Consider the following 11,973-nt stretch of genomic DNA (forward strand, 5'->3'; position numbering starts at 1 on the left):
AGATATTATACCAATAATAAGTTGGTGATATTATGAAAAAAATTATTTCTATTTTTTGTATATCCTTTTTATTACTATTTTGTGGATGCACTGAGCAATCCAATAATCAAATTAATAATGGCAGTAATGCTAATAGTAATAATCAAATAACAAATGATAATACAAATATGGCTAATCAAATACCTTCAAAGATAAAGTATTTTTTGGTAATGAATTCAGAAAATACTACGATTTTTAAATTTAGCTTTGCAGATAATAGTGGAAGTATAATAACCCCAAATAATGGAAATATTAATTTAAAAATATACGATAAATATAATGAATTGGTATATTCGAAAAATTACTCCCTAAACAATCTTAAAAAAGATGATTATTATATTATAACGCTCCCATCTGAAAAATTAAAAGGATTTAGCAAGGATGGTTCTGCATATATTACATATAGCTACAATAATATTAAATTAACCAGTAATAATTATATAAAATTGAATGTATATACCCAAGAAGAAATGAAGAAGAAATTTGATGAGGAATATAATAAAAATGCCATATCAGTTGATAAAACACAGATTAGAAATGATGTTCAAATACATATTATAAAATACGGATGGTATAAAGTATATGATAATAATACAAATACCATAAAAAAAGTAGTTAGATTAGATTTAGAGGTTAAAAATTTAAGGAAGGATGAGTTGGTATTTAGCCCTAAAAATATTCATTTAACCGATGGATATAACAATTACTATTTATCGGATTATGGAACATTACCCGACGAAACTAAAATAGGTATCAACTCAGTTAAGGGCGGATATTGGTTATTTGATAAACCTTCACAATTAAATAACCTAAAATTCACCTGCACGATAGATACTAATTATGTATATGATATATCCTTAAATTAACTTTATTTTAATTTATTTACTTTTTTTAATTACAATTTTACTTTTTTACCTTTTTATTACTTTTTATTTTAATTTTTTATTTTACGATTTTTGCAACATAATTATTAACATAAAAAATATCATAACATATAAATAATAAAATTATCATAATTAATAATGTAATATTCATAATATATATAATAAATTTTTTCCAATATATTTATAATCATCATCCTCAGAGGGATAATTTGAAAATAAAAAATATAATTGAAGGAAAAGAATCTGTTAAGGTATATCCAACAACAACTATAAGGGATGCGTTGATTACAATGAATAACAGCGGTACAAGAAGGATTACCGTTGTAGATGCTGGAACAAACAGAGTAGTGGGAATTATAACTTCCATGGATATAGTAGATTTTATGGGAGGAGGTTCAAAATATAACCTTGTAAAATCGAAACATAACCATAATCTTTTAGCGGCAATTAACGAACCTGTAAAAGAAATTATGACCAATGAGGCTGTATGTATAAAAGAAAATGCATTGTTGAAAGAAGTTATAGAATTATTTATAGAAAAAAATGTGGGTGGAGTGCCTGTTGTGGATAAAGACTATAAATTGATATCCACAATAACTGAAAGAGATATAATTAGATTCTTAAAAGATAATGTAGATAAGTCTGAGAAGGTAATTGATTATATGACTGAAAAACCCGTAGTAGCTACATCGGGGGAAAGATTAAAGGATGTGGCAAGAACTATGTTAAGAAATGGGTTTAGAAGATTACCGGTAATTTCTGAGGATAGACTGGTTGGTATGATAACATCTACTGATTTTATAAAATTATTGGGTAGTGATTGGGCATTTAATCATATGAAAACAGGAAATGTAAGAGAAATAACAAATGTTAGAATAAAGGATATAATGGTTAAAGATGTATTGACCGTTAATAAAGATGCTTCACTTTATGATGCTGTGGATACAATGACTACTAACGATATAGGAGCTCTGCCAGTAGTTGAAGATGGAAAAGTTATAGGTATAATAACCGAAAAAGATGCAGTATCTTATTTTAAAGAATAAATTATAAATAAAAATAGAATTAAAATAATTTTTCTTTTTTTATTATGCCATTTTATTTTATTTCCAATGATATTATGTTATATATATGGTGATTTTATGAAGGATAATATTGAAAAAATTTCCAATATTGTAGTTGAACTATTTAAAGAGGCAGCAATAACCCTTCCCAAGGATGTTAAAAATGCTTTAATTGAATCAGTTGAAAAGGAAGAAAATGAACTGTCTAAAAATACCTTAAAGGCTATTGTAAAAAATATAGAAATTGCAGAGGAAAAAAATATCCCGATGTGTCAAGATACTGGCGTTCCAATAATATTTTTAAAGATAGGTAAAAATATTAATTCATCGGATATTATATATATAATCGACAAAATAAAGGACGGAGTAAAAAAAGCAACTGAGGAGGTTCCTTTAAGGCCTAATGTGGTTAATCCACTTAGCAGAGAAAACCTAAAAACAAATGTTGGTCTTGGAGCTCCGTTTATAAATATTGAATTTGATGAAAATTTAGATAGAGAGATAGAAATAACGGTTTTTCCAAAAGGAGCAGGGAGCGAAAACATGAGTGCTTTAAAGATGCTAACACCTGCTGAGGGAATAAATGGTATAAAAAACTTTATCCTTGAAACTGTTGCCAATGCAGGTGGAAAACCATGTCCTCCAATAATTTTAGGGGTAGGTATTGGTGGGACTGCTGATATTTCGTTAAAACTCGCAAAAAAGGCACTTTTAAGAAAAATAGGTGAAAGACATAAGGAAAAAGATATAGCAAAGTTGGAGGTAGAGCTCCTAACTGATATAAATAAATTAGGTATTGGAGCCATGGGACTTGGTGGGAATATTACAGCACTCGATGTATTTATTGAAGTGATGGGATGTCATACTGCATCATTGCCTGTGGGTATATGTATTCAATGCTGGGCCAATAGGCGAGCTCATAGAAGAATAAAATTACAAAAATAAAAAATAAAATTAAAAAATAATTAATTTAATCAAGGTTTTAAATAAAATAGATGGCTTTTGCATTTACAATCGGAGCTCCCAAAACCCTCAACAAAATTTATCATTTTTATTAAATCTTTTGATACCTCAGACTCAACAGGTTTATTTGATATATAAATCTCTTTTATATTTCCATGTTTTAGTAAATAATCTATATGCCAGTGCATTTTCTTATCATCCCTTAAATGCCTTCCTATTCTATTTTTTAAATTATTGGAATTCCCCATTGCAGAACCAACATAAAAATAATATCCTTTTTTAAATCGTTCTGTTTTATTCTTCCCAAAGGTTATATTTTTTGAATTATTTAATTTTATTTTTAAAATGTAAGTGCCTTTTTCGTTTGGAATATTATTTTTTGAAACCTTTCTAAAATTGTATTTGTTTAAAATTTCACTAAAATACCTTAATTTTTTATAATATGGGCAGATTTCTTTAATTTCATCAAAACATTTGTCGCATTTTGGAATAGGAGAACAAACTTCCCTTCCATACACCACCAATAAATTATTTATGATTTTCCAGTATTTTTTTGGAAGTTTTTTTCGGAGCTCCGCCTCTGTTTCGTTGGGATTTTCAGTATCAACATATTCCCACCTATTGCAGATTCTATGGACATGGGTATCTACACATATTCCGTAATCATCAAATGCAAGTGTAATTACCAAATTGGCTGTTTTTCTCCCAACGCCTGGAAGTTTTATTAAATCTTCCAATCTATTGGGTATTTTTCCATTATAGTCATTCTTAACAATTTTAGCTAACTCTTTTAAATGTTTAGCCTTAGTTTTGTAAAATCCAACAGGATATATATGTTTTTCCAATTCGCTTTGGTTTATAGTAACTAAATCATCTATATTTTTTATCCTTTTAAACAGCCGCTTTGAAACCTCTGATGTGGTTTCGTCCTTTGTTCTTGCACTTAATACCGTAGATATAAGCACCTTAAATGCTCTAATTTCTTCATTCCCAACTTTTGATATTTCCTCAACAGCAGAATCTTTGTTTAAGTTTTTATGCAGTATATCCAAAAATCTTAGAAAATGGTTAAATTTGGTGCATGATATTGCTGATTTACCGAGCTCATCCTTATTGATATTATTGATATTCCCATCGGTATTACAATTTAAAAGGTTATTTTTTGGAGTATTCCATTCATATCTACTATTGTGGTTATTATCCATTGCCTGTCCCTTTTTTATTTAATTTTAATAAATTATTAAGTATAATTATAACAATTCATAAATAACATATGCAGAGAAGATATAAGTTAATACATGTAAAAAAGCGTAGAATAAAAATGAATTAAAAATATTAAATACATATAAATAATAATATAAAATAAATAACATAAAAATTTAATTAATTTACTTATATGCCCTTATTTTTTTTAACACTTGTTCATATTCACCATAATTTACTATATGATATTTTATTTTGCATACTCCACCATCTTTGTTTAAATACCCATTTTTTCCCTTAACTGCCATATAATTGAAACCTGCTTTTCTTCCCATAACTTCAAATAATAGTGCTAATGGGCATCCATCCCCATCCAGCTCAGCCCCTCCAATATTTTTTGGACAACACCTGCAACCCATAACTTCATGGTGAATATATATTTCAAGAGCTCCCCCATTATTTGAAATTACCCCTATCCTATCGCTGATACCCAACGCTTTATTAACATCATTAATAAAATCTTCGAAATCTAAATATCTGTCCTTTATATAGCCACCAGATTTTAATACTTCGTATAAATTAGGTCCAATTACTTTTGCCACCACATCTATAATCTCCTGCGGGTCACTTATGAATTCTGCAATCATGCCAAGTAATGAAGCACATATAAACTGATGAGGCGATACATTACTATTGATAATCTTATTTATCTCATCGTGGTCGAGAACTTTCATAGGTTATCACAAAATATTTTTTTTACATTTATTTTGAAATACGTGTTATTGTAATATGTATAAAACCACATACCACATATATTACTATTATAATAAGTATTTGGAGGTAGATTAAATAAATATATATGTAATCTAGATTTTTAAAATTAATAAAAAATAAAATGTAATTATTTCATCAATCCCATGGCTTTATTTGTCATTTCAATTGATTTCATGTTGTCATCTTCCATCTGCAACATAGCCCTTATACAATCTACATTTTCAGGAATTACATCGCTTTCCTGATGAACTGCCTGCATTAAAAACACTTCATTATCTACTACATTTATGCTTTCTTTCCATATTGCTATTTCATTTAAATCATACCTTACTCTACCTAAATCCCTTGCAAATTCAATAATTGTAGCTGTTGAATTTAAACCATCCTCTGCACTTACTGTAAATATCCTTGGAGTTTTCTCAATGGCATCAATTATATCATCTTTTGTTGTTCCAGTGGTTTCTACCATTAAAGAATGCATGTGCATCAATGTTGTAGGCACTATTACTGCGGAAGTGATTATTTTACCTTCGAGCTCTGGCACTACGGAACATACATCGGGTCCATGGTGGGATGGGATAGTTGGTGGATTTGGGACTATTGCATTTATTGGACCTCTTTTTGCATCATTGGGGTCAGCCCCTCTTCTTATTAACACAACCCTTGCTTTTACAATGTCAGTGGCTGAGTTTATGGCATATAATGTCCTACATAATCCAGTGGTATTACAGGACACAGTTCTTATATAGTCCTTACCATAACACCTGTCGTAGCTCCAAAGGGCGTTAAAATTATCCTCCACATACTGTGCCTTTTCACCGCCTTGAAGTATTGCTTTTACATTGTATTTTTTATAGATATTTTCTAAATTTTCCTTTCCTATCCCTCCCGGAGCACAATCTACAACTATATCTGCATCTTCTATTACATCAAAAATTGTTCCTTCAATATCTACCCCCTTTTCCTCGAACAGTGATTTTCTTTCAGGTATGGCAGCGTATAGCTTATAGCCTTTATCGACAGCCATTTTAGCTTCAAAATCAGGTTTTGTTTTTGTAACTCCAATTACTTCCATATCTTTCTGTTTAGACACTGCGTCAGCTACTCTTTTACCTATTGAACCATAACCATTTATTAAGACCTTTGCCATTAATATCACTCCCAAATTTTTATTTTAGACAATAATTATAAGTATCTTATAAGTATCATGCTAATTATCTATTAAATATAATAATTATTCCATTAATATTTTATCTTATACGGAAATTTAGTGTATTAGTATGTGATAAAATATATACATAAAAATATAAATAATTATCTATTATTTTCAAGTATATAATATGGTTGGTAAAATTAATTTTATTACAACTTAACATCATAATTATTAACTTATTTACCAAAATGAGTAATAAAAATATAAAAATAAAAAAGATAATGATAGAAGCTTTTAATCATAAGTATGTTATAAAGATATATATTAAATAATCCTTCCTTTAACTCTATTTATATCAAATTTTGCCGTATCTGCAATTGTCATAACTGCAAGCACCCCAGCTTGAATAGGGTCAGTAACAACCAAATCAGCTACCCTTGGAACACTTCCAAACATGTTTAATGATATTACATATAGCCCTGTTTTTTCTTTAAGTTTTTTCACTGCTTCTGTTATCTTTCCCCCCATTAATGAACCTGCAAGGACCAACAATCCCACTCTTGGAAGTTTTTCAACGGAAGCTACGGCATCTGCTAAATTATCCTCTCCAACGACAGGCATTGTGTCGATACTTATTCTTTCTCCCCTTATATTGTGCCTGTCTGCTTCACTTATTGCTCCAAGTGCAACCTGTGAAACCTGAGCTCCTCCACCTATTATAATTATTCTTTTACCGAATATTTTTTTAAGTGTGTTATGGAGCTCTACCTCTTTTATACATTCCATTGATTTTACTGCGTTTAGTAGCAGTTCTTCATCCTTTTCAGTTTCTATCTCTATTTCCATATAGATTAACCCTGTATTATCGCCCTTTATAAACTGCTGAGTGTATAGTATATTTCCCCCCAATTTTGAAATAATACCAGTTAATTTGTGTAAAACCCCTATTTTATTGTCTGCTATAACAGTCAATCCAACTTCCATATTATTACCTTATTATTACCTTTTTTATTTATATTGTTATTTTTTAATTTTTTATTATTTCATTTTTATCTTAAATATTTTGGATTTTTAGCCATTTCCATTAATCTTTCTATTCTTTCCTCTGTTGGCGGGTGTGTTGAAAATAACTTCATAAAACTTTCTCCTCTAAATGGATTTACAATAAACATGTGTTCTGTTGCAGGATTTCCGTGTTCCAGTGGATATAGACTTACACCCCTTTCAAGTTTTGCAAGGGCATTTGCAAGATATATGGGGTTCGAATATTTTGCACCTCCTTCATCGGCATAAAATTCCCTTTGTCGAGAAATTGCAAGCTGTATAATGGTTGCAGCAATAGGGGCAAGTATTACAAATAATATAGAACCTATGAACTCCCAAGGGCTCTCCTCTTCATCTCTTCCGAATCCAAATATCATACCCCATTGTAGTATGTTTGCTAAATACATAATAGCACCAGCAATTACTGCAACAATAGAGCTTATCAATATATCCCTATGCCTTACATGGCTTATCTCGTGGGCAATTACACCTTCGAGCTCCTGTGGTGTTAGTAGATTTAATATGCCAGTTGTGACTGCAACCACTGCATGTTTTGGGTCTCTACCTGTTGCAAATGCATTTGGTGTAGGCGTATCTACTATTGCAACCTTTGGTTTTGGGATGCCTGCTCGTTTTGCCACTTTCTCGACAATCCTATGAAGAGTGGGGGCTTCCCTTTCATCTACAATTTTTGCGCCATAACTCATCAACACGATTTTATCACTAAAAAAATAAGCTATAAGGTTTGGAATTAATGCAATTATTATGGCAATTAATGGATGAATATGAAAGACCAAACATGCACCATACAGCAAACCTGTCAATAATGCTAATAGAAAGACTGTTTTTAATGTGGATAACATATAGACCACCAAAGCCTTTTATAGTTTTTATTTTATTTTATTATCGTATTTACCATTTTACATTTTATGTATATTTATAAATGTTTAAATGTTATATATGCGTAATTAACTATTTTTTTATTATATCATTTTAGCTCATTAGCTAAGCATATTCATTTTGATTTTAATATCAATCATTATAGCATCATCATACTGTATTATTATAATTTCTATTATCATTTGATTATATTTATTGGTATTTTATTATTACATATTATTTTATTAAATTATATTATTATTTATTTTATTATTATATTTACAAATACATTCTACAATATCAACGATTTTTCCATCAGTTTTAATACCATTTGGGTTATAATGAACCCTAGATACTTTAAATCCAAGCTCCTTTAATTTAGTAATTAATTCGTTCATTGGTGGCACGAGCTCCTTTATAATACTACAAATTTTGTGAATATCATAACACCCAATTTGATTTATTTGGCATTCCTCAGATATAGTTTTTATTATTTTTCTGCTTCTTTCAGAGTAATTTCTATCTTCTGCAACTTTTAACGTTCCATTTACAATATCCAAATCATTTATTTTATCCAAATAAAACAACCCTCTAAATCCTTTTTCAAATCCCTCATCACGATTTTTTACAATCTTTTCTTCATTAACAGCCTTGATATATCCTAATTTTTTAATGGCATTATCAGCCCTATTTGCCCCCCTCTCAGTAATCAAAAAGGTTCTTGCATAATGGTCAGTGATATGTGAGAATATAGGTCTAAGTCCTATATCGTATTTTGATGCCACTCTTATGGCATATCCTATTAGTAGCCTTATAGCCAGTTCCTTATCTCCTTTAATAGGAATAGCGTCATAATTTCTAATACATGCCTTTTTGTAAGCTCCGCATAAAACCGCTGTATCCGTAGCAGTCATGCATAAAATACCGTTTTTTGTAATGCAACTCCTTATGGCACTGTCGATATAGGGGTTTGGAGAACCAAATGGGTCTAAATCTACAACATTGAATGTTCTGAAATTCTCTGAGAGAAGAACATTGGCATCCTTATGTATGATTTCCACATTATCCAGTTCATTTACTTTTAGATTTTCCTTAGCCAATTTTACAGCATTTGGGTTTATATCTCCAATTATAACTTTTACAGTTCCAGAAGGGTTTTTTAATTCCTTAGCATATCTTAATCCTCTTGCACCACTTCCACATAGGGGGTCGCATATTATAAATTCGTCCCTTTTGTAATGGTTTAAGAAGCTCTGAATTACTGAAACAGAAATATCTCGGTTAATCTCCATTATTGGATTGTAAAATATCTTATCCTTTTTAGATAATGTCCTATCTTTTGGAACCTTTAATTTTGTGTTTCCCTCGGTAATGATTTTCATGAGCTCACCACTAATATATATTTATATTCCTTTAAATATCTGTAAAATAAAATATTAGGAAGATGGAATGCATATAAGTATTATATAATATAGTATTAGATTAAATAAATAACCTTTATTGTATTTTTATATATAGCAATATTACGCATATTCTGGTGAGATGATGATACTTGGAATAGATATAGGCGGTGCAAACACAAAAATAACTGAGTTAAAGGAAGGCGATTATAAAATTCATCATATTTACTTTCCAATGTGGAAAACTAATGAAAAACTTACGGAGCTCCTACAAACATATAACAATAAAGACATAAAAAAAGTAGCAGTTGTAATGACGGCTGAGCTCGCGGATGCTTATGAAACTAAAAAGGAAGGAGTAAATGATATATTGGATTCTGTTGAAAATGCCTTCCCAAACAAAGAGATTTATGTTTTTGATGTTGATGGGAATTTTTTAACAACTGATGAAGCAAAGAAAGAATATTTAAAAGTTTCTGCATCTAATTGGACAGCTACGGCAAATTTTGTGTGCAACAGCATAAACAATAACTGCATACTTGTTGATATGGGTTCTACAACAACGGATATAATTCCTATAAAAGATGGAAATATAATGGCAAATAAAACTGATTTAGATAGGTTAATGAATAATGAGTTGGTTTATGTTGGAACACTTAGAACTCCGCTATCATTTTTAGGAAATACCATATTATACAAAGAAAAGGAAACAAACATATCATCTGAATACTTTGCAATTACAGGAGATATACATATTATTTTGGATAAAATTTCATCGGAACAATATACTTGTGATACACCAGACGGAGCTCCTCCTGATAAAAAAAGTAGCATGGTAAGGTTATCAAGGATGTTGTGTGGTGATTTGGAGCAAATAAATAAGCATGATATAATTAGCATAGCTAACCAATTTTATGGAAAACTTTTAAATCTTATAACTTATAATGTAAATAAAGTTTCCAAAAAATATAATTTAAATAATATTGTAATTACAGGACTTGGAGAAGAGGTTTTAAAGGATGCATTGAAGGATTATAATTACAATATTGTATCAATTAAAGAAAAATATGGTAAAGATGTGTCTCTTGCCACTCCAAGTTTTGCCGTAGCTAAATTACTCAGCAATAGAAATAAAAAGTAATAAGAAAGTAATAATTAATAAAATAAAAAATAATAATAAAAAATAAAAAGATGAAATATAATATACTCTAATAAAAGAAATGATAAGGAATTATTATATTAATATTATATTTTTATTAATAAAAGGTGATATGATGGCAGAAAAGGAAAAAATAGCAGTTTTAGCATATTCGGGTGGTCTTGATACAAGTTGCTGTTTAAAATTGTTGGAGGATAAATATAATTATAAGGTAGTTTCAGCATGTGTAGATGTTGGACAGCCTGAGGAAGACTTAAAAGAGCCGGAGGAAAAAGCGAAAAAATACGGCGTTTATGCACATTATACAATAGATGCTAAGGAAGAATTTGCAAGGGATTATATATTTAGAGCAATAAAAGCAAATGCAATGTATGAAGGCTATCCATTATCTACATCATTAGCTAGACCACTTATAGCCTTAAAATTGGTTGAATTAGCAAGGGAATTAAATGCCGACGCAATAGCACATGGATGCACGGGAAAAGGAAATGACCAATTTAGATTTGAAACAATAATTAGGGCAAAAGCACCTGATATGGAAGTAATAGCACCAATTAGGGATTTAAACTTAACAAGAAATGAAGAAATCGAATACGCTAAACAAAATGGTATTCCAATACCTACTGAAAGTAAAAAATACAGTATTGATGAGAATCTTTGGGGAAGGAGTATTGAAGGAGGAGTTTTAGAAGACCCAATGTTTGAGACACCAGAAGATGCATTTGCATGGACAAAAAACCCAAAAGAATGTAAAGAAGAAGAGTATGTTGAAATAGAATTTGAAAATGGAGTTCCTGTTAAAATAAATGGAAAAAAATTAAGTCCAGTTGATATAATAAGAGAAGCAAATAAAATAGCAGGGAGAAACGGTGTTGGGAGAATAGATATAATCGAAGATAGAATATTGGGCTTAAAATCAAGAGAAAACTATGAATGTCCAGGTGCTGTAATGCTTATAACGGCACACAAGGCACTGGAACATTTGGTTTTAACAAGAGAAGAATTGAAGTTTAAGGAAATGGTGGATTCCATTTATGCAGATTTAATTTACAAAGGGCTTTGGCATGAGCCATTAAGAGAAGATTTGGATGCATTTGTAGATAAAACCCAGAAAAGAGTATGTGGAAATGTCAGAGTAAAATTATACGCTGGTTCAATTAAAGTTGTAGGAAGAGAAAGTCCCTATGCATTATACAGTCAGGAGCTCATATCATTTGAAGATAAAGATTTAGACCAGAGGGAAATTGTTGGAATGGTTAAATTCCATGGTTTGCAAGCAGCACTTTATGAAACTGTGAAAAATAAAAATAAATAAAAAGAAAGAAATAAATATATAAATAAAGATAATAATATAAAAATTAGCCTAATAACCTAAATAATAAAATAAATAAAATAAATTTTCCTGCCTTTA

General features: G+C 29.9%; 11 protein-coding genes. 5 read left to right on the top strand and 6 right to left on the bottom strand.

Annotated features, from left to right (window positions below; genetic code table 11):
• Positions 1-32 precede the first annotated feature (32 nt).
• From METOK_RS04480 to METOK_RS04490, 3 genes are all read left to right on the top strand, one after another.
• The gene (locus METOK_RS04480; protein ID WP_013867033.1) at positions 33-905 is read left to right on the top strand and encodes a hypothetical protein; all 873 of its coding nucleotides are present in this window, start codon (positions 33-35) and stop codon (positions 903-905) included.
• Positions 906-1,132: 227 nt separating this feature from the next.
• Complete coding sequence (locus tag METOK_RS04485; RefSeq protein ID WP_013867034.1) at positions 1,133-1,969, top strand: CBS domain-containing protein; 837 nt, start codon at positions 1,133-1,135, stop codon at positions 1,967-1,969.
• 96 nt (positions 1,970-2,065) lie between these two features.
• Positions 2,066-2,932, top strand: coding sequence for a fumarate hydratase (locus tag METOK_RS04490; RefSeq protein ID WP_157198877.1), 867 nt, complete (start codon positions 2,066-2,068; stop codon positions 2,930-2,932).
• A gap of 29 nt (positions 2,933-2,961) precedes the next feature.
• On the opposite strand, the gene METOK_RS04495 is transcribed toward METOK_RS04490, so the two are convergent.
• The 6 genes from METOK_RS04495 to METOK_RS04520 all read right to left on the bottom strand — a co-directional run bounded on the left by METOK_RS04495 (position 2,962) and on the right by METOK_RS04520 (position 9,385).
• Positions 2,962-4,155, bottom strand: coding sequence for a DUF123 domain-containing protein (locus METOK_RS04495; RefSeq protein ID WP_013867036.1), 1,194 nt, complete (start codon positions 4,153-4,155; stop codon positions 2,962-2,964).
• Between the two features lie 183 nt (positions 4,156-4,338).
• The gene (locus METOK_RS04500) at positions 4,339-4,887 is read right to left on the bottom strand and encodes a hypothetical protein (protein ID WP_013867037.1); all 549 of its coding nucleotides are present in this window, start codon (positions 4,885-4,887) and stop codon (positions 4,339-4,341) included.
• 167 nt (positions 4,888-5,054) lie between these two features.
• Positions 5,055-6,077 carry a type II glyceraldehyde-3-phosphate dehydrogenase gene (locus METOK_RS04505; RefSeq protein ID WP_013867038.1) on the bottom strand — a complete coding sequence of 341 codons (1,023 nt, stop codon included), beginning with the start codon at positions 6,075-6,077 and terminating at the stop codon, positions 5,055-5,057.
• Positions 6,078-6,404: 327 nt separating this feature from the next.
• Positions 6,405-7,064, bottom strand: a complete 660-nt coding sequence (locus tag METOK_RS04510) for a DUF5612 domain-containing protein (RefSeq protein WP_013867039.1) — start codon at positions 7,062-7,064, stop codon at positions 6,405-6,407.
• Positions 7,065-7,129: 65 nt separating this feature from the next.
• Positions 7,130-7,987: a zinc metalloprotease HtpX gene (locus METOK_RS04515; RefSeq protein WP_013867040.1), complete on the bottom strand. Its 858-nt coding sequence runs from the start codon at positions 7,985-7,987 to the stop codon at positions 7,130-7,132.
• Between the two features lie 261 nt (positions 7,988-8,248).
• Complete coding sequence (locus tag METOK_RS04520; protein WP_013867041.1) at positions 8,249-9,385, bottom strand: tRNA (guanine(10)-N(2))-dimethyltransferase; 1,137 nt, start codon at positions 9,383-9,385, stop codon at positions 8,249-8,251.
• Positions 9,386-9,548: 163 nt separating this feature from the next.
• Here METOK_RS04520 and mfnF point away from each other — a divergent pair, with 163 nt between their 5' ends.
• Both mfnF and METOK_RS04530 read left to right on the top strand, forming a co-directional pair.
• On the top strand, positions 9,549-10,544 hold the full coding sequence (mfnF, locus tag METOK_RS04525; RefSeq protein WP_048057880.1) for a (4-{4-[2-(gamma-L-glutamylamino)ethyl]phenoxymethyl}furan-2-yl)methanamine synthase: 996 nt from the start codon (positions 9,549-9,551) through the stop codon (positions 10,542-10,544).
• A 133-nt stretch (positions 10,545-10,677) separates the two neighbouring features.
• Positions 10,678-11,877 (top strand): argininosuccinate synthase, encoded by a 1,200-nt coding sequence (locus METOK_RS04530; RefSeq protein WP_048057881.1) that lies wholly within the window; start codon positions 10,678-10,680, stop codon positions 11,875-11,877.
• The last annotated feature ends 96 nt before the right edge of the window (positions 11,878-11,973 follow it).

This window comes from Methanothermococcus okinawensis IH1, assembly GCF_000179575.2.
Taxonomy (GTDB): domain Archaea; phylum AGJL01; class Methanococci; order Methanococcales; family Methanococcaceae; genus Methanofervidicoccus; species Methanofervidicoccus okinawensis.